We start from the raw sequence: 19778 nt of genomic DNA, 5'->3' as shown, positions 1-19778 counted from the left end.
TGGACATCAAGGGCTGTGCAAACGGGAGAGGATCATGAAGCAGAAAACACTTTTTCAACAGTCGGTTGTGTGGTGCATCATTTTAGTCATCAACGTCCTTCTGCTGGCGGGGATCGGGTGGGTTGCCTTCGGGAACAAAGGCGTGAACGAACCCACCGAGACCACAGGCCGCATCATCATGGAACTGCAGAAGTTCAGGGTCAAGACAGATGCCGACCCGGACGGGCCGTGGGACCTGACCCACGGGGAGTACAGCGCGCTTCTGACATCCATGATCCAGGAGGCCACCAAGGCGTCACGGGATCAGCAGACCTTCGCGGCCCACTCCTTTCACATCATCCTCGGGGCCATCCTTGGGTTTCTTTCGGCGTCGGCGACCATGGTGTTCCAGGGGACGAACGGCAAGGCCGGAGAGATCGATACACCACCCGGAGCGAACGGCTCCGACGAGGGGACATAAAGGCGTTGCCATGGATCTGCCCTGTGATGATGACCGATGCATTTTACACTGTTTTTTTGCATGGTGAGGGCAATGGGGCAGGAATGATTTAACGAGGTGCCAAAAGGAAGCGATGTTTAAGGGATATTCTTATCAACCAAAAGGAGAAAACATGATCGTCGAGCAGAAAAGTGAAGACAGCGTGAACGCCTTCGGGGTGTCCTGGGGGCACTATGTGGAGAACCAGATGCCGGTGACGGTGTCCTTGGGCACGGACAGCCTGGGGAGCTGCTTTGCCTTTATCCGCGTCGACAAAGACGCCGAGTCCGTGATCTTCGCCCATGTGTCCAGCGACGGAGAGACCGACACCCTTCTGGACAGAGACTTTCCCGTCTCAAGCATTCTGACCCCAGCCAACAAAGAGATCCAGTACCTCTATGTGAAGGGCAAGGAGCCCAATGACAACACGGAGCGGCGGATCAAAAGCCTGAAAGACAAGTACGGGGGCGGCGTCTACCAGAAAGCCGAGTACGCCGGGGTCGCCCTGTCGCCTTTCAAAAAAGCGGACGGCAAGATCGTGATCACCCACTGCAAATCCATTACGGCAAGCAACAACACCAACTACGTCGCCAACACGGAAACAGCCAAATCATGGGCCGGCACCCATGGGCTTGAGTCCATGTGAGTGGCTGGTGGTGAATGGTCAAGAGTGAATAGTGAGTAGAACCGCCTGAACCGCAGCGAATTTACGATACCCCGCATGGCGCGCCGTGCGTACCGCCATATCGACATCCCACCAAATCCTCTCCAGCCCGTAGGGTGCACTCCGTGCACCAAATTGCTCTCGCCTCAGAACCGTTGTCTCATTTTCGATCATGCAACGAAATACCATGCGTGACTCTTAGCTTTTACCCCAACACCAAAAAATGGAGGTAACAACCATGCCGATGTGTGGCGCAAGACCCGCTTACCCTTTCAACGACATCCTACCCGGTGCTGTCGGCCAGAACGCAAGGCACCATCTCATCCCTTGGGCCGAGGTGTGTGTGGTGGGGCGGGATTACATAATGGATGAACGGGTAAGAGTTCAGGGCTTTTTTGACAGTTATGATGCCAACAGCCTCCTGACGGCCAACCTGGGTGAATGGGGAGGGACCGGGCAGCTAAAGGAACTTGACGGCGATGACGGGCTTATCAACCAGATTCTTCAGCAGAATAACGCCGCATTGGAAGAGTTTGCCGGATTGTTGTCATGGCTGCCGGGAAATCTTGTGGTCGGGCCGACCAACAGACCGAATCATCCTGATCCGGGTGAAGCCTTCGATGATTTTGCATGTGGGCGGAGAGGCGCTGTCGATGGTGAGTATGCTGGCTTGAGGGCAGAGTGGGAAAGTGCGGACGATCAACAAAAATATGAATTGATTAAGGATTTAGCGGGGAAAGTCATGCTCAATGACCTCGCCAATGCCGGGCTGTGGTGATTTTTCTTTCAATGTAACTTACGTGATTAACCAAAAAGGAGGCTCCCATGACAACCTGCACGATATGCCTGAAAAAATTCAAGCAGGGCGACAACATCCGAACCCATGATTCCGACGCCACAGGGGAGACCGTGGCCCACCCGTTCCACGAAGAGTGCCTTCGGGAGTGGTATAAAACACGGGACACATGCCCCATATGCCGGGATCGCATAGATTGGGATGACTGGATCATCGTCGAAATGTGATGTTTGGCCATCACAAACATGGCCCCGTCGGTATGCCCTGCATACCGGCGGGCGTCCTTCCGCGTTTTATCATCAACCACGGAAGCCCGTTGCCCTGTGATGGGGAGGGAGGGGTCTTTGGCATATACCAGTCTGGACCAAAGGGTTCCAAAAGCCGAAACAAGACCGGCAGCCGCGCGAAGGGCCTTAACGTCGGAGCGACCCAACTCATCCCGGGACAACGGTTTTCCGGCAGCGGTCGTTCAGCTGGCCTTGCGGCGAAAAGACTACTTCGGGGAACAGAGCTGGGTAAACAAGATCGGGATGTGGAAAGGAGGTGCCCGTGAGGTTTGGGAAGAGATTGAAGAGCTCTCGGAACAGGTCGTAGACATGGAGACCCAGGACGCCACCCTCATCGCCCGGCGCCAGGCCCTTGAAACCCATGCCATCGGGTTTGCCGAGGCACCGGAGTACCGGGATCGATACGAGGAACTCCTGCAGGATCTGTTAATCGACGAGGGCTTTGTGGCGATGAAGGCCAAGCTGGCCGGTGATTTTACCTATGCCAAACTTTCCGGCGCAGAAAAGATTCTTACCGATATCGAGGAGGATGCGGTTCGAGACGGCGTTGTCTGGAAATTAAAAAGCAAAACGAAAATAGCTAAAAGGATCTATAGGATATCAACCCCGGAAATGAGGAAATATGCCCGCCCCCTGGCCCGGTTGCTGAAGCTGAGCGATATCCCACCCATGATTGTTCAGCAGTCTGACCCTCTGGAGGATATTCGGGGCATGCATCCAGGTCCGGACGTTGATATCGACGATCTCTTCCATGGATTTTGCCGGTGCGGGTTTCAGTATGACAGTGCCCAGAATTTTACGCCGGTTATGCTTGGGGCACCGGGGGAACGCCATGAACCGGAAGATCACCTGGCAGGAAACTGTGTGGCCATGGCCTATGCATTTGCTTTACTGCTTGGAAAGTACGGCATTAAAGCAGAGGCAAAGTACGTGCATCCCGAGCATACCTCGGCCATTATCCTGGAACTCCCTAATTTTATCGATCGCTCCATGCACGGCAACATTCGGATCCAGGGAAAGTTCCAAGGTTACTACCTGTTCACCATGCATGCGGCCACCTACATTCCCCATTTGAATCTCTACTACGACCCCATGGCAGGGGAAGTGTATCCGTCCCTTAAAGGGATGCTCAGCCGGGATTTTGTTTTTTTGGATAAAGATACGTTGGGAGATAAGATCCGGTGCCAGTTCCGGGGCACAAAGGGGGCGTTGAAGGTATCAGGCTCCATGGGGGGGATGTCACGCTGGGATTTTACCCCTGAATAGGTGACGGGAAGGCCTCGGGCTTGGTTTCACAAGTTGGTGCTGTCATCGCAAACCGCCGTTCGATTATCCCTTTGGTCGAAACAGTGGGGGAGTTGCGGGGCCGCGCTATACAATTCCGCATGGGCATGTGTGCGATGTTGCGCATGCCCGAGCGCGATTCAGCAGGAGGGCATCCATGGCTTATCTGGACATCGTGTTTCACAATATCCGGCGGAATATGGTTATTGTCGGGGCTGGTCAGGCCTATTACAACGGCTTTCCTGCAGCGGCAAACGTCGGGCAGGGTGCCGGTGGGGCATTTGCCGTACCGGGTCCCTCAGCCGCCTGGGGGGCAAGCGTTACGGGAGCGGCCACTGCGGCCGGGATATTTCTGTGTGAGGCACCAGCCTATGGCTCTTTTTTTGCCAACTGGGATGTGCCCCCTTTGAACATTCTCGGAAACCTGGGCATGGTACCGGCCACGGATCGTCGATGCCTGTATCTCAGGGGAGGGGCTCCTGCAGGGCCGGTGGCGGTGCTTCCGGCTGTGCCTATGCAGATCGGCGCTGCGGCCTGGTTTGGTCGTGGGCTCCTCGGGGCGCCGGATCACGGTATCCGTTGCCTGGGCACCGGCGCCGTGAATTTTCCCCCGCTGCCCGTCCCTTCGGCTCCCCCCGGCTCGGATCGCTTCGCCTTGCTTTTTCAGGCCGACTGGAATTACAACGGAAGCGCACAGCGAGTGACGGGACTGTTTGTTCACACAAAGAATACGCAAGCGGATCCCGGGACGCAGATCGTCGCGCTGTGCAGGCTCTTTCCCAATGAGATCATCTTTGGGGACATGAATTTGAACCTCAGGGAGGTTTACAAACATACCTCGCTTTCATACGCCGTTGGCGGCACCCATACGATTCTTGCCCTGAGACAGGTCGGGGGCGGTGGCAATTATTACCATACCCGCTACGCAGGCGGAGGCGGAACCTCCACCATTGATTACGCCCTTGTTCCCAATGCCCAGGTAGCAAACGTGGAACTCTGGGCCCGATGCCCGGGCCCTGTTCCTGTGTTGCAGCAAAACGGATCGGACCATAGTGTGATGATGTTGCGCATCCGTGTGTAGCCCAGGCGTCGTCAAACCCGTGTCAAGTATTCCCTACAGGCGTTCCTGCCGTTGTTGTTTCCCCATGCCATCGATGCAGTCAATTTTCCAGGTGTTGCTCTGTAACCCAGCGGCCGGGCATACACCGATATGTTCATATTTTGAGGTGACGGTTGCGGGGAGATGACGACTGATCGATTCCTTTTCGTGGTTCATGGCCTAACACATTAATATAAGAAGGGAAGGTGCTATGAATATCGATTTTCATTACTACGCAACCTACACCGCCGCGCGCATTGCGGGGTACAGTTTCACCGAAGCCCAGACCATCGCCCACGCCGCACAGTATGTGGACGAGTCCGATCACGCCCTGTTGCAGGATGAGGCCGGACAACCACATATCGGTGATTTTGACATGGTTCCCACCGTGCAGACCAATGCGGAAATGGTCAAATACAACACCATTGCCTGGTCAGGTACCCACCTGGATGAAACCTTGAGCGTCTGGATTCCGTTTCACTTTTTGCCCGGCAACTACGGACATGGCCACACGGTCGATTATACCGGGCCCATGGAGGATCACGGCTGGACCAACCACTGGGTTTTCAACCGGGAGTCGGAGCAGAAGTTTAAGCTGATATGCCTGCCGAACAGTCTGCTTTTGGGGGAGATGATCAACAACGTGGTGGAGGCGCACGCCGACAATCTGCAGATGCTCGGCCTGCGCATGCATATTCTGTGTGACACCTGGGCCCATTGCTATTATGCGGGCATCCCGGCATGGTTCATGAACAATGCCGGTGAAACGGTGATGGACATCCATCCCGACGGCTCTGAACACGAGGTGGCCTGGACACGTGTCTGGCCGTTGGGGGATCTGTTTAATCCGGAGATAGCCACCCCGGCGCTGCCGGCTTACAACTCCTATGCCTATCAGGGCCACGGACGCATGGGGCACCTCCCGGATTACCCCTACATGAGGTATCGTTATCAGCCCCAATGGTCCGGGGAACCCATCATTAAGGACAACCGTGATTTTTTCATGAAGGCGTTCAAGCAGATGGTCCAGGCCATGACCTGCGTCCGCAACCGCGCTCCCTTCACGGTTGAGACCTACGCCCCCCTGGACAGCGCCACCGAACAGGTGATCCGCGAGATTCTGGACACCCGTGAGCCCGATCAGTGCGGGGCCTGGAGAAAAAATATCGGTCGCATCCTGGTGGACGGGCAGGCGTTGGAGGTACCCGAAACCTTTGAGCGTATGCAATGGTTGAATGAATACCTAGCCAGCAGCGACAAGGCAGGAACCTCTTATTACCGGTTCAATCGGGCGGCTGTGGATCATCTGGGATTGGTCCATGGACACCTGGAGAGCCAGGGGCTTTTCTTTCTGTCCGGCGATGAGGGGCCCAACACCGTCAGCATGCGGCTTCGCAACCGGGACGGCGCATGCATCGGCAAGATGTCCGAAAGCGCCTATGGCATCGGCAGCTCCCAATACTATCCACGTATGAGCAACATCGGCCTGACCCACAAGGTGATCAAACCGGACGGGGGACCGCTACGTTCCGGCGCGGTGACGGAGATCAAAACCACCGAAGGTGCCGTCGGTGAATACGCCTTTCTGGGAGCCTGGGAGACGCCTGCCCTCTACTATTACACCAAGGACTACTCGGTCAACAAACAGCGCTGGATCATCGAAAAGAGCGATCTCAGCCAGGATGACGTGATCCGGCCGGGTGATCGGGTATACGTCAAGAATCAGAACTTTACCGACAAACCCTACCTGGCCGCCTATCAGTATGGCGACGGCTATCAGTACCTGACCACCATCGCCACCCAGGTGGAGTGGGACCTGGAAGAGGGCCCCATGCCCGGCGGGGTACCCGTCCAATACCGCACCAGCGATGTGACCCTGCAAGGTGGCAACGGCCAGTTCATCGGCGCCATGCAGGAGGAATCACTCTTTCCATCCACCCAGTATTTCCCCAAAATGCGCACAGCCGCCATCACCGTCTCGCTTATCCATGCCGACAACGAAGACTCACGGGATGTAGCCCTGCATGGTGCATCCATCAAGATCAAAACCAACGAATCAGCAACCGGTAATTACTGTTTCCTCGGCGCCTGGTCCACCCCGTCGCTTTACTACTACACCAAAGATTACGACACCTCCAAACAGGGCTGGACCCTGGAGAAGATCAATCTGGAAGATGGGGAAGAGATCCGGGCCGGTGACCGGGTGCGGATCAAAAACCATCACTACACCGACAAACCCTACCTCGCCTGGCACCGTAGCGCAGGTGACAACTACCTGACGACCATCGCTGACGGCAATAGTGACGAGGCGATATGGGTTGTGGGTGTGAAAATGGGATAATACGGGACATCGATTCGGTAAGCCGCATTAACCAAGGGCGCTTTTGGGTGCAAGCGCCTTTGGTTGACGTCTATAAGGATGTTGATTGCCTTCGTTCCATTGTAGGATGGGCAAAGCGGAGCGTGCCCATCTTATGCCCGCCATATCTCACCATTTGATCATCTGACGAAAAACATCACGATGAATCGGTATCTATATTTTGAGGCATTTCCATTCTGCATTCACCTAGTGGGCACGCTGTGGCTTTGTCTATCCTACAGCACGTGGGGCGCCATTGCCGAGCGTTTGGCTTATTTCCCTGATGTTGTTTTGGGTTCGTCAAATGTATAGACACGGCCCCTAAACACGCATCGGAAATCAGAGCATGACCGGGAGTAACACCAACGAGAGAGCCCTTTGCGGCAATGCCCAGGCAACCCTCGCCTTAACAGGCTGATCATCGTGCCTCCAAGGAGAAAACGTTATGCCCATGTATGTGTTTAACGCCCAGCAAGACAGCGGCTCCACCATGTGCGGGGCCTTTGCCCTCTGTGCTTTCTTAGGGGAAAAGGGGTTCAGGCCGGAAGATATTATGTATGCCATCTCGCGGGGACTCTACAGCGGGGTTCTTGAGAACGCGGAAGTCAAAAAACGACGGGATGATCTTGAAAAAACCACTATTTCCAAGGATAAATTTGTGGCGTCCTGCGTTTATGAAATCGTAAAAAGTCCTGATCTGCGAGGTTTCTGCTCGCCCAAACAGATGATCGAGTTTGCCAGGTTCGGGTTCGACCTTCACCTGAAAATAAAAACCCAGGACAAATTGTACGTCGACTCCAAGGTACAGGCAGCCATGGGCGTTATCGGTCAGCATATCCGAGGTATCGAATACGCCACCTATGCCCGTATTGCAGCACCCCAAATCCTTGTGACAATCATAGGGAATCCCGAGATCTGGTACCAAGGCATGCACTACATCACCCGAAGTCTCAAAGGTCACTACATCGATTCCGGGGCAGGTTTTGGCGATCGAGATCATTACGAGACACCTTTTCTGGACAGACCCAAATATTACCCCACTTGGGGGCCATTCTGGATTGAGTAACCCGGCCGATCCCCACGCCCATTCGATAACCCTTTGTCAGATGCCAACGGCCATGGCTTTGTAGGATGGGCAAAGCAGGACGTGCCCATCAGTCGCCCGCATCAACCACTGACCTACCACCAACCACTCCTTTTACGATGGTTCACCCTTTCCCGGGGGGCTTCCCCCACAACACAACAACCCAAAGGAGAAAAAACATGGATGTAGAGTACCTTTTCAGGCCTCACATTGAGGCCCCGTTGTGCGATGGCGTTTCCATGGGACATTACGTGATGCGATCCTTGCCCTCCGGTGAGCTGGGCACAGATTCCATGGCCAGTTGTTTTGCGTTTATCTATATCACGCAAAAAAAAGAGGGAAGCTACGTGTTGATGGCCCATGTGGCAACCGATGGGGATGAGAAGTGGCTCAGGGACTTGAACCTCAGCCAGGGCTCCAAGGATGAGCTGTTTTTTATGGTGACGGGCATAGGGCCCAATAAAAACACGGAAGCACGCATGGACCGGCTCCAAAAGCTCTACCATATTCCCAAAGAGCACATCAAGTCCAACAAGGACAAGGTGGGCGGTGTGGTGGTCAGTTCAGTAAAAGCCGATACCAAAACGGTTACCATCACCTCTTGCGCCAAAATCAAGGCCAGAGATGCGGCGGGCTACAAAGCAAAAACCAACGCTGGCTGGGCCAAGGGAAACCAAGTCCCCCTCTCCCCGCAAACGGCCATGGATGGTCAGAACTACGAAAATGAGTTTGAGGGCTAATCCTCGGTCAGGTTTTGTTTGACCGAAAAGGCATTGACGTGTTGTCCGTGTCGGGTGGAGCATCGATAGACGATGCTTCACCATGATACCGACATCCTGTTAAGCAGTGCAACAAGTTCGAAGGGCTGTTCGAGCATCATAACCGCGAAAAATAGCCGGGCTAAAATAATCGCATAGGTTTTCTTTGGGGTGGCTATGGGGTTTCTATCCCCAAATCGCCCTGTCGGAGGCGCTCATGTATGCTTGTAAAACCCAGAATAAATCTGTCTCAAGGGGGGCTGCAAGAAGAGATCCCGGCGGCCAGCGCGCAACCGCTTCAGCCCAGGGGAGTGCGCTGGTTTGCCAGCGCGCTTTGTACGCCTTTAAGCAGCCGGCCGTTCCCAATGTGGATCAAGCTCAGATCGCAGCCGATGCCGCCACCATTGATGGGTTCACCAATGCGGTATATCCCAATGTGTGGCAGGCCATTCGAAATTCGTTTCCACCCACCAGCACACCATTGACCGCCGCCATGTTTCCCAACACCTCCGCTGCCCGCGTCACAAATCTTGTCAATGCCTTGAACTTCGGTAATGTGGGCGCAACGCTTATGGCCATCGGCTATGTCATTGAATCCGAGGTTTCAGGTGCCGGTCTGCCAGCAGGTACAGCCACTCAGGTGCCTGTGGGAAATGCCATTCCGGATTTTGTCATCACCCACAACGCAGAGCGCGGGATCGTAGACCTCACCTCCACCGGGCAACTGGGCCATGTGCTCAAAAAAGATTTTGCCAAAGGGCCCTTTCCTTACATCGCCGAGACCGTTTACCCCAGCGTGAACTATGCAAATATCACAGGAGGGGCCGCAGGGCCTCCGGCTGTGGGTGGCGGGCTTGCCGCCGCTGCAAACCTTGCCCAGAGAAGCCATGCGAATGCAGCGGTGAGGTCTGGGTTAAGCAAGCTGAAAACCCTGCTGGATCTTTATGTGTCGGGGGTCTATATGGGCGATAACGCCTTTGGGCAGAAGGCCGTTGACACCAAAACGGGCATCAACCTAATCCTCGGTATAGGTGCTGTCTGGACAGGCGCCCAGGTCCAGGACGTCGACGATCTTATTGACGATGTGAATGTGACCCTGGCAGCCGACGGCCAGCCCAGCATAAACACCCTGTCGGATATCATCGATGCAGCCCGCGATAATTACGTGTTGGCTGGCAATCCGGTGTGGTGATGAAGAAAGCGTGGAATAAGACGTGTCGCGTATTGACAGTGGATTTCCTGTCAAAACCTTCTACTGGCGTTTTGGACTCTTTATGGGCGGCCATCATGACGCCACTTCTCTTATCGATAAACCCAATCTGTAAAACGTAGTCAATCTGCAGGGTTTTTCTTTTTTATCCCGCCGATCTACCAATGAGCGTGTATGAACAGACGGTGCTATATGTTGTGATAGCAATTGCAGGGTAATGTTTAAGATCAAGCAGCCGTTATGCTTGTTGTATTGTAGGATGGGCAAAGCGGAGCATGCCCATCTTTAACCCGGAATAGCTCACCTTTTGAGCACCCGACATAAACATCGCGATCAATTGGCATCCTCCTTATGAGGCATTTCCATTCTGCATTCACCCGATGGGCACGGGCTTTGCTGGTGGGGCGTGAATGCTGAGCGTTTGGCCTATTCCCTACATTTTTATTTCGGTGTTGCAGAGACCTATTGTTTTGGGGCTGTCAAATGTCAAGACGCGACCCCTATACGCTATACGCGATCAATTGGTATCCCCCTTTTTAATGACAAGCTAAGAATAGGTGAAAAAATCATACTGGGCGGAGTCTATGTATTACAATAATAATAGATGAATATGAAAGGCTTAAGATATGCATACACGAGTAGAGAAGTCGAAAGGGATTAGAAGTGAAGTGTCTGCTAATTCTGCTGTTCGGAAGAAAGATAATGATAAGCAAGCCTCAGGTTTTGTGGATAAAAGGAGAGACGTCCATAAGTATAAAACAATAATTCAGGGCGCGGCAAGTTATAGTACAGTTGCGCAATTAGCGGAGATACCTATCCAAAGTATTTATTTCAACGATAAGTTCAAGAATGATCACATGGCAGCAAATCTTCGTCAGGCCATGATAAATAGTCTCCAACGACAAGATAATGTAAATAATTATGGTGGTTCGACCTACTGTGTATTATCGAAGGGTGATAAAGATAATATTAAAGAAAATCATCGCGTTGCATACAATGCGAATAATAACAATGGAAATGCGTGGACATCAGGAATCAACGGTGCACATACTATAACAACGGCTCGAGAGATGACTCCCGATGGCGAGTATCGAGCATACGAAACTACTACGTTTAATGGAGCAGATATTAAAACAGGTATGGCAACAAGAAAAAGCGATTTAGGTGAAATTGGACACTTGGATAAAGCGGTTGGAGGAATGGCTATTATGACTTACTATTCGGATAGTATTGATGGGCATGTGTCACGTGAGCTAAGTAGGGATTGATAGATAAAGCTCCATAACAAAATTTAAAAGCAAAATATATAGATTGTCAAATAAACGGTGTGTCTGGAGTGTAAATGTCAAGACTCGACTCCCATACACTATACATGAAAAACTATGGCCTTGAAATCATGGCCAATTTTCGCGATACATTTTGAGGAACGGTGCTCGGATATCATGTATATACTAGCATTGTTGGGACATATTAACCCGGCAATTTAATACACAGGATATGCAGCATAAGAAATTTTCGGATGCTGGAAGTATTTTTTTACCCTTGAAGGCATTTTTTGGAGCATTCTCATATGGGATAATACTTTCGCCTTCAATTGTTTCTGGTTTCTTGCTGGCTTTTTGCTGTGAATTCCCGCTTTCAAGTCACAGTTCAGGTATTCATCTGGGTTTAACTCTAAAGAATACGAAGGTAGATAAAAAACTTCTATCCGTTCAGCGTTTTCTGCCAACCATCGCTTAACAACTTTGGAATGGTGGACTCTTAGGTTGTCCAGGATTAGAAAAACCTTTCGACCAGCATCTTGAATAAGTCGTTTCATGAATCGAATCAGTACAGTAGCATTCATTGTTTCTGTATAGATCATGAATCGAACTTTCCCTTGGTTGGTAATTGCCGATATCATGTTCGCTCGATCCCTTTTGGCTGGAATGCGTATTGCTGGCGTTTTGCCCTTTGGTGCGTAGGAACGCCCATGCTGACTATCTGTACGGAGGCCGGTTTCATCACCCCAGTGTATTTCAGCCTTTTTGAGTTTGGCTCTTTCTTTGATTGAGGGGAATTCATCTTCAAGCCATGCATCAACGGCCTTGGGGTTTTGCTCATAGGCCCGTCGAAGTGGCTTTTGCGGGGTAAAACCCCATCTTTTTAGGTATTCACCAACCGTTCGTATAGGCATTTCAATATCAAATTCTTGTTTGATCAAAAGGACAATAGCCCGACGATTCCATAGGCAAAAATCCAATTTCAATTGATTTGGATCTTTTTCTTTGATCCATTTTTGAATTGTTTTTTCCTGCTCTGGTGTCAGCGTTCGCCGTTCACCGGCCTTACGGCCCCGAGTTTTGGGAATAAGGGCCTTTGAACCCTCTTTCTCAAAGGATTTACACCATCGGCGCACGGTTTCTTGGTGAGCTCCAACAATTTCAGCGATTTTTCTAAACGTCATGCCTTTACTGCGTAGACGGGCTGATTGTTTTCGGAGTTCGTGTAATGTATCAGCTGGTAGTTTTCTTGTATCAATCTTTTCCATGAAAAGGAGTATAGCACAAACAACCAGTTTACTGTATTTTTAATTGCCGGGTTAATAGCAGCACAAAGACCACTCAAATTTACACTCATATCACGGCAAAGGGACTTGTTATTGGCAATGAAAGAACGCCTATAACATCGAATAAATCTAATTTAAAAGGTTTTTGATATGAATGCACAAGTAGAGAAATCGTATGATAATAAAAATAGGACAGCTGCTAATTCAGTTGGTAAAAAGAAATGTAATAGAAAACAAGGGCTGGGATTTGTAGATAATCGATTTGAGTCAATAGCACAAAGAAAGTTGCAGGACATGGTTAATATCAGTACACAGAAAAACAAGCATGAAAACGGACCTTCCTCTTCTTCAATTAAAAATGAAATAGCCCAACTCATGGTAAAAAAAAATCTGGAGAAAGACACTCCGGTGCTCGTGAAAGAGTTGAATAGGGTTTACTATGTCTATGATGAAATAGAGGGTTTTGGATATACTGTTTCTGCCGTCCCGTCTGGAAAAAAAGGGCCGCTCTATATGTACGAGATGTTGGATAATTATGAAATATCAGGGGATAAACTTCAAACATTGAGTGAATTACCTCAAACGCCAAGTCGCTATATTCGAATAAATTCTTTCGCTTTTGCTAAGAGCGGCAAGTTACCTATTGCTAGCCATAGTTACATGACATGTATGGGGGTGATTGTACATGATAACAGCCGAAAAATGGGTGGGTTGGCACACATTGACACAGATGCTCAGGAAAAAATTAAGGATAAGACGGTTCTTATCAATAAATCAGTTTATGCGATGCTAAAAAGCATTAAGCCTCAACGTAAAGAAGATTTAGAAGTGTCGGTCTTTGCTGGTTTGGGTTTGATAGGTAAAGATAAGGACTTTACTGAATTTGTGTCAGGGTTCACAGGATTTTTGAAACAATTTGGGGTTGGTTCGAATCAAATTCACTTCAATCTGAATAAAAAGCAGTTTGCTAAAATGGCAATTTATTTTCCTGAACAGGGGAGTGTTTACTTTGACGGAACTTCCGAGACCTCAGTGATCGACAAGGGTGCGATGAAGCGAATTAACTATGGAGATGATGATTACACCATCGATTACGAAGATCAAGAAGAAAAAAAAGATGAGGTGGGGGAAGGTAACACGATCATTTTTGAAATAGAGTTCGATGAGCAGGGGAATGAAGTAGCGCATACGAATCATAAGGAAAATTATGCCCATTCGCCTGGGATCATGGGTAGTGAACCAATTACGTCTTTTCGAGAACCTGTGCAACGAAAAAAAAGTGCTCTACAACCGAGCAATCGCACTTTACAATTTAAAGAATACCAAGGTAGAGAGGGGGATTTCGAGCAACCAAGACCGCAGGAATCTTCCGGTTTTATTAACTCTCAGGAAACAATTGAAACCTTCACTCAGCTAAAAGGAGTGAATCAAAACATGCAGCCTGCAGGAAATGCTGTGATCCAGCGTACGGAGATCGATGCCATTAAATATGTGGACAGTAAGGGGCTATGGCATGGAAGACCCAAAACTGGCAATTGGCTGATTGTACTACTCGCGGAACTACGGCTTAGTGGAAACAGTGAGTACAACAATGTTTATAGTCGGTTAACTCAAAATTTACCTGATAAGCCTTTGCTTGGGACTGAAGGCTATGATCCCCCAACTCTTTTTGAAGTTGAAGCAGCCTTAGACGATGAAATTGCGAGGCAACGAGCAAATAAAATAGAACAATATTTTTCTGACTCAAGTCATTATACGTTCACTTTCAATCATGTTCGCGCTTCCAAGTCAGACGCAACAGAACGGTGTCGAGACAGATTAAAAACCGGGAAGACATCGGGGAATACTGTGCTTCTTTTGACAACTTCCGAAAAAAACGCCGTTCTGAATACCCTGAAAACCGCCCGCTCTCAAAATTGGGACTATATTTATATCGATTGCGCAGAGGCAATTCAAGGAGGAATGTATGGTATTCAACGCCTTCGTGAAGTAAAAGTTAAGGTAAGTTTGAATGATCAATACCAATTGAGGCACCTTCACGGTGAAGACCTAATCTTTAAATATTCAGATAATATGATTTCTTAAGTAATTGCAGCAATAATCAACTATAAAAGTTAGAGGAGTAGAGAAGGGGGCGCGTCTTGACATTGGGCAAAACCCATACTTAAAAAACGCCCTCACAGCAGAACACCGATTTTCCCATCCACACGTTACGCAAGCCGCCCACTTCATTCCTTCACAAGGTCATGCCCCCAAAACCAACAAACCACATCAGAAATATCCAGATCGTCCTCTTAATTCTTTCCCTTGTCTTTTCGGCCGTGATGATCTGGCACTACCGCGCCGACAAGGCGGCGTGTGTCCGGGAGACGCTGGATATGGCCAGGGCAAAGGTGGGAACGTCCATCGGGTATGCGGAGTCTCGGTTGGCTGAGCTGGAGCGGGTGGGGCAGGAACTGGCCAGGGAGATTTCTGAAGCAAAGCCGGATGCTGATGCTCTGGAGGCGATGGTTGTGGCGACTGCTGAGAAACATGGTTTTCTCAACGGGATTTGCGTGGCATTCAGGCCGTTTCAGGCTCCGGGGGGAAGGGAACTCTATGCCCCTTATTACCGGAAAAACAGGGCCGGAGTTTTTGGCATGACGTATGTGGATGATGTCTACAATTATGCGGACGGTTCCTGGGAGTGGTTTGAGAGGCCTCTGGAGGAGGGGGCGGTATGGCATGATCCTTTCTACGGAAAGGCGAGCGGTGCGTTTCTGGTTCAGTACGGGGTGCCTGTCTCCATCCAAAACGAGAACGATGCGGTGGTGGGGGTAAACTACTCGTTGGCGGATATCCGGGAATACATGGCTGCCTCGGAGCTGGATGGGGCGGGGTATTCGGCTATCATCACGGCTTCAGGGCGTTTTGTGTATCATCCCAATGACGACCTCGTTACGCACACACAGACTGTGTTTGATATTGCCCGCGCAACCAACAACCGGAACTTACTGGATGCCTCTGAAAATGCGGTGAAAGGCAAAGCTGGTCAGGTGGAGTATACCAGTCCGGTGACCGGCCTGGAGGGGTGGTTTCTTTACAGGCCCCTTACTGTTCCAGGGTGGGCGGTGTTGTCCGTGATTGATCGGCACGATGCCCAGCTGGGCAAGGATGACTTGAAAAAGCACGGCATGGAAGTCAGTTTTGCCTTGATTACCGCTTGTTGCTTCTTCTGCATGGTGGTGGTGAAGAGGTACTGGGTCAAGACTCTGTTGTGCTCCCTTGGGTTTGTTATGGGAATCGGGGTGACCTGGTACATCGTGATCAATACGTCTGCGGAAACAGGGCAGATCATTTCCAGTGAGATGACACTGGACAAGTTTAAAAAGAAATATGATGCGGAGTGCCAGCAAAGGCATCTGTCCACTCCGGTGTATGTGCCCACGGGGCTGTTTGTACAATCCATTGAGTACGACGGGCCGAACAATGTCACCATGACCGGATATGTCTGGCAGACGTACGACACCGGTTCGAAAATCGATAAGGGCCTTGTGTTTCCCGAAGCGGTCAAGACCCTTCTGGAAGAGACATATCGGAAAACAGTCAATGGGAAAAAGGTGGTGGGGTGGTATTTCGAGGTGACGGTGAGAGAGCGGTTCGATAACAGCAAATTCCCCCTCGATAAAGTGAACCTCTGGATCAGGATGTGGCATAAAAATTTTTACGACAATGTGGTCCTGGTCCCGGATATTGCGTCCTATCAACTGAGCAATCCAAAATCCCTTGCCGGAATTGAAGCGGATATCGTGACGGAGGGAAAACATATTGTGTCATCGTTTTTCAGCTACAGGTGCAATGCCTACAAAACGAATTTCGGCGTGGCGCGGGGCAAGCCGGGCCGGGACGTTCCTGAACTTTACTACAATATCGCCATGAGTCGGAAATTCCTGGATTCCTTTGTGGCCCACCTGATCCCTTTGATCGTGGTTCTCTCCCTTCTCTATATTATCCTGTTGATGAGTGTTCTGGAAAAAAGCCTTGCGTTGAATGTTCTGGCGGCGTGCTCGGGCCTGTTTTTTGTGGCTATTTTTGATCATATAGGCCTCAGGGAATCGTTGTCTGCTTCCGGCATCGTCTATCTGGAATACTACTATTTTGTAACGTATTTTGTCCTTCTGGCCGTATCCATCAATTCATATCTCTACGCCTACCATGGCAATCTCGGCCTGGTGGGGTTCCAACGCAATATCTACCCACGGGTGTTTTACTGGCCCCTGATCACCGGGCTGCTCTATGCCGTGACCTTTGCTGTTTATTATTGATTGCTAACCCCCACCCCATGAGGCCCCCCATCAAAACAATCCGCTGCATGATCCTTTCGACCCTGTTCGTGGCCGCTTTTGCCCCCTGCCTTCTGTTTGCAGGGGGCAGGGGCGATCTTCACATTGCCGTGGTCTGTCCTTTGTCCGGCAGGAATGCGTCCAACGGCAAGGCGGTGATCCAGGGGGTGCGCCTCTATGTGGACGCGGTGAACAGGGGAGGCGGGGTGGATGGGAAAAAGATCGTGCTGGATGTGTATGACGACGGGGACGACGCGGATACGGCGGCCAAAATGGCCCGTGACATTGCCGGGGCGGATCGGGCGTTGGCCGTTATCGGGCATGAGAGCAGCACCTGTTCCATGATGGGCGGGGAAGTCTACTTGCAGCATCGGATTCCGGCGCTATCGCCCACCTCCACGGATGTGCGGGTGACCCGAGGGAACCCCTGGTATTTTCGCATGACCTTTAACAATGAGTTTCAGGGGCGGTTTCTGGCCAACTACATGCGCAAGGTGTTTCGCCAGGGGCACGTCAGTGTCATCCATGAGGACCTGGCCTATGGGGCCAACCTTGCCGAGGTGTTTGTGGGGGCGGCGAAAAATCTGGGCGTGAGGGTGCCCCACGTGTGGCGATATGACGTCAAGGACAAGGGCCTGGACCAGCGCCTGGAAGAGATTGTCGATGAGCTTGACCGGGCCGGGGAAAAGGCCGGGGCTGTGTTTATTGCCCTGCACCCCCCGGAGGGGTTCAAGCTGATTACCCTGCTCAGGGACCGGGGCATTGAAAACCGTATTGTCTTTGCCGCCGGTCTCTCCTCCCCGGAATTTCTCCGGCAGTTCAGTCGGTATCCCAAGGAGATGGAGCACCCCGGGTATTACACCGACGGCATGTACGCGGCAAGCGGGGTCATCTTTGACACGGCGGATGAAAAAGACCAGGCCTTTATGGAGGCCTACCGCAGGGCCTACGGGGAGGAACCCAACCGGCGGGCGGCGTTTTCCTATGATGCGGCAAAGGTGGTTCACAGGGCCCTTGAAGATGCGGGGATCTCCGGGGACTTGGAAGAACTGGCCACGGACCGGCATCGTATCCGTCAGTGGCTGGCATCCCGGGACTCTTCCTTCAAGGCGATCTCCGGGGTGACGGGGCGGACCTACTTCAACGCAGACGGCGATCCGTCCAAGCCCATCACCATGGGCATGTTCAAGAACAGGCGGTTGGTCTCGGCGCCCATCCAGCTGCAGGAGGTGCCGTCGTTAAGTGAGATTCCCAATGTCCGTACGGCCCTTGCCGATGAGCGGGTAATCCGGGTGGGGGGGCGGTATTTTTACAAAACCAACGTGGTGTATACCGGGATCCAGATGGACAAAATCAGTGAAATCGACATCAGGTCCCAGACATACCTGGCGGACTTTCACGTCTGGTTTCGCTATCACGGCAGCATCGAGCCCCAGGATATTGAGTTTTTAAATGCCACGGAACCCGTTGAGATGGGGGCGCAGCTTGCGGAAAAGCAGACAGGGCAGATGACGTATCGCATGTACAAGGTCCAGGGGCGTTTCATGATGGATTCCTACTCGGATCGCCGCATGTACGGAGAGCATGTGCTTAATATCTCGTTTCGCCACCGGGAGTTGCCCCGGTGCAACCTGATCTATGTCACGGACCTTTTGGGCATGGAACCGCCTGAGACGCTTCAAGAAAAAATTGCGACAACCCGGGTCCTCAACCCCGCAGAGGACTGGACCGTGAGCGGGATCTATTTTTTTCAAGGGGTGTCGGAAAAAGAGTCGTTGGGGCATCCCGATCACCTGGAGAGCCAATCAGGGGTCGTGGACTACTCAAAGTTCAAGATCGGGGTCCGCATCAAAAAACAAGAGCTCCGCCTGCGCCGCAACCTTCCGCCCATGTCCGTGAATTACCTGTTCGGTGCTTCCCTTGCCGTGTTGCTGTGCGGGTTTGTTCCCGGGATCAAGCGGGAGTCCTTTCTCCTGGTGAAGGCCGCCACCGTGGCGATCCTGCTGGTCTCTTCCGAGATAATTTTATTGCAGTGGTTTCTGGAGCGCCACCAGACCCATCACCTTCAGCCCATTATCCGCATCTTCGACATCCTCTGGTGGGGCGTTCCGGCCTTTTTTCTGATCCGGTGCATCGAGCGCTACATCTGGACCCCCCTGGAGCAGAAGACCAACCGCAGCATCCCGAACCTCGTGCGACGTTTCGTTAAAATTTTTATCTGGATGCTGGTGTGTTTCGGGATCCTCGCCTTTGTCTTTGACCGGAAGATCACCAGCCTTCTGGCCACCTCGGGGGTCATCACCATGATCATCGGTCTGGCCATCCAGGTGAACATCGCAAACATTTTTTCCGGCATCGCCATCAACCTGGAGCGGCCCTTTCAGATCGGGGACTGGATCAAGATCAATGACCTTAGCCAGGGCAAAGTCACGGACATTACATGGCGCACCACCCGGATCTGGACCTCGGACAACAACATGGTAAATATTCCCAACAGCATGGCCTCCGAGGCCGTCATCGTCAATTACAACCGGCCCGACGAAGCCTTCAAGATCGACATTGACGTCCACCTGGACGCCGTGCATCCCCCGGAGCAGGTGGAAGAGATTATGCGGGAGGCCATGCTCTCGGTGCCCGGGGTCCGGAGGGTCGAGGTTCTTTTTCAGTTCCATGACTGGGGGTGTATCTACACCGGGTCAATTTTTGTCCGGGACTACGGAGAGATTCAGAGCTTTCAGCATGCGGCAACCAAAAAGATCTGGGCGGCTCTTACACGGGAGGGGATTGAACCGATGGGGCTGAAGTATGCCCCCTGGATGACAAAGGACCCCGCTCCATGAGCCACCCACTTTGTATGGAATGCACTCGACGCGCCACGGTATGTCCCAT

At 51.6% G+C, this 19778-nt stretch carries 15 protein-coding genes; 14 read left to right on the top strand and 1 reads right to left on the bottom strand.

Going from position 1 to position 19778, the window contains the following annotated elements; all coding sequences use genetic code 11:
• Positions 1 to 34 precede the first annotated feature (34 nt).
• The 11 genes from BLQ12_RS08060 to BLQ12_RS08010 all read left to right on the top strand — a co-directional run bounded on the left by BLQ12_RS08060 (position 35) and on the right by BLQ12_RS08010 (position 11287).
• On the top strand, positions 35 to 460 hold the full coding sequence (locus tag BLQ12_RS08060) for a hypothetical protein (RefSeq protein ID WP_092210048.1): 426 nt from the start codon (positions 35 to 37) through the stop codon (positions 458 to 460).
• 151 nt (positions 461 to 611) lie between these two features.
• Positions 612 to 1124 (top strand): hypothetical protein, encoded by a 513-nt coding sequence (locus BLQ12_RS08055; RefSeq protein ID WP_092210047.1) that lies wholly within the window; start codon positions 612 to 614, stop codon positions 1122 to 1124.
• Positions 1125 to 1506: 382 nt separating this feature from the next.
• Positions 1507 to 1920: a hypothetical protein gene (locus BLQ12_RS08050; protein WP_139163906.1), complete on the top strand. Its 414-nt coding sequence runs from the start codon at positions 1507 to 1509 to the stop codon at positions 1918 to 1920.
• A gap of 47 nt (positions 1921 to 1967) precedes the next feature.
• A complete protein-coding gene (locus BLQ12_RS08045; protein WP_092210042.1) occupies positions 1968 to 2165 on the top strand; it encodes an RING finger domain-containing protein in 198 nt (65 codons plus the stop codon).
• 117 nt (positions 2166 to 2282) lie between these two features.
• Positions 2283 to 3491 carry a hypothetical protein gene (locus BLQ12_RS08040; protein WP_092210041.1) on the top strand — a complete coding sequence of 403 codons (1209 nt, stop codon included), beginning with the start codon at positions 2283 to 2285 and terminating at the stop codon, positions 3489 to 3491.
• Between the two features lie 175 nt (positions 3492 to 3666).
• Positions 3667 to 4590 (top strand): endonuclease/exonuclease/phosphatase family protein, encoded by a 924-nt coding sequence (locus tag BLQ12_RS08035; protein ID WP_092210039.1) that lies wholly within the window; start codon positions 3667 to 3669, stop codon positions 4588 to 4590.
• A gap of 229 nt (positions 4591 to 4819) precedes the next feature.
• Positions 4820 to 6949: a DUF6765 family protein gene (locus BLQ12_RS08030; protein ID WP_092210036.1), complete on the top strand. Its 2130-nt coding sequence runs from the start codon at positions 4820 to 4822 to the stop codon at positions 6947 to 6949.
• A gap of 463 nt (positions 6950 to 7412) precedes the next feature.
• The gene (locus tag BLQ12_RS08025) at positions 7413 to 8033 is read left to right on the top strand and encodes a hypothetical protein (protein WP_092210034.1); all 621 of its coding nucleotides are present in this window, start codon (positions 7413 to 7415) and stop codon (positions 8031 to 8033) included.
• Positions 8034 to 8230: 197 nt separating this feature from the next.
• Entirely contained in the window at positions 8231 to 8791 is a 561-nt protein-coding gene (locus BLQ12_RS08020; RefSeq protein ID WP_092210033.1) for a hypothetical protein, read from the top strand.
• Positions 8792 to 9026: 235 nt separating this feature from the next.
• Positions 9027 to 10001: a hypothetical protein gene (locus BLQ12_RS08015; RefSeq protein WP_217640262.1), complete on the top strand. Its 975-nt coding sequence runs from the start codon at positions 9027 to 9029 to the stop codon at positions 9999 to 10001.
• A gap of 644 nt (positions 10002 to 10645) precedes the next feature.
• Positions 10646 to 11287 carry a hypothetical protein gene (locus BLQ12_RS08010; protein ID WP_092210029.1) on the top strand — a complete coding sequence of 214 codons (642 nt, stop codon included), beginning with the start codon at positions 10646 to 10648 and terminating at the stop codon, positions 11285 to 11287.
• Between the two features lie 215 nt (positions 11288 to 11502).
• On the opposite strand, the gene BLQ12_RS08005 is transcribed toward BLQ12_RS08010, so the two are convergent.
• On the bottom strand, positions 11503 to 12549 hold the full coding sequence (locus BLQ12_RS08005; protein ID WP_092210027.1) for an IS630 family transposase: 1047 nt from the start codon (positions 12547 to 12549) through the stop codon (positions 11503 to 11505).
• 168 nt (positions 12550 to 12717) lie between these two features.
• On the opposite strand from BLQ12_RS08005, the gene BLQ12_RS08000 reads away from it, so the two are divergent.
• The 3 genes from BLQ12_RS08000 (at position 12718) to BLQ12_RS07990 (ending at position 19729) form a co-directional block, all read left to right on the top strand.
• A complete protein-coding gene (locus BLQ12_RS08000) occupies positions 12718 to 14652 on the top strand; it encodes a hypothetical protein (protein WP_092210025.1) in 1935 nt (644 codons plus the stop codon).
• Between the two features lie 161 nt (positions 14653 to 14813).
• Positions 14814 to 16871 (top strand): PDC sensor domain-containing protein, encoded by a 2058-nt coding sequence (locus BLQ12_RS07995; protein WP_092210023.1) that lies wholly within the window; start codon positions 14814 to 14816, stop codon positions 16869 to 16871.
• A gap of 47 nt (positions 16872 to 16918) precedes the next feature.
• A complete protein-coding gene (locus BLQ12_RS07990; protein WP_175469583.1) occupies positions 16919 to 19729 on the top strand; it encodes an ABC transporter substrate-binding protein in 2811 nt (936 codons plus the stop codon).
• Positions 19730 to 19778: the final 49 nt, after the last annotated feature.

It is taken from the genome of Desulfoluna spongiiphila, from assembly GCF_900101345.1.
Taxonomy (GTDB): domain Bacteria; phylum Desulfobacterota; class Desulfobacteria; order Desulfobacterales; family Desulfolunaceae; genus Desulfoluna; species Desulfoluna spongiiphila.
Note: the sequence above shows the minus strand (reverse complement) of the source record. Positions and strands in the feature narration are given on the sequence as shown.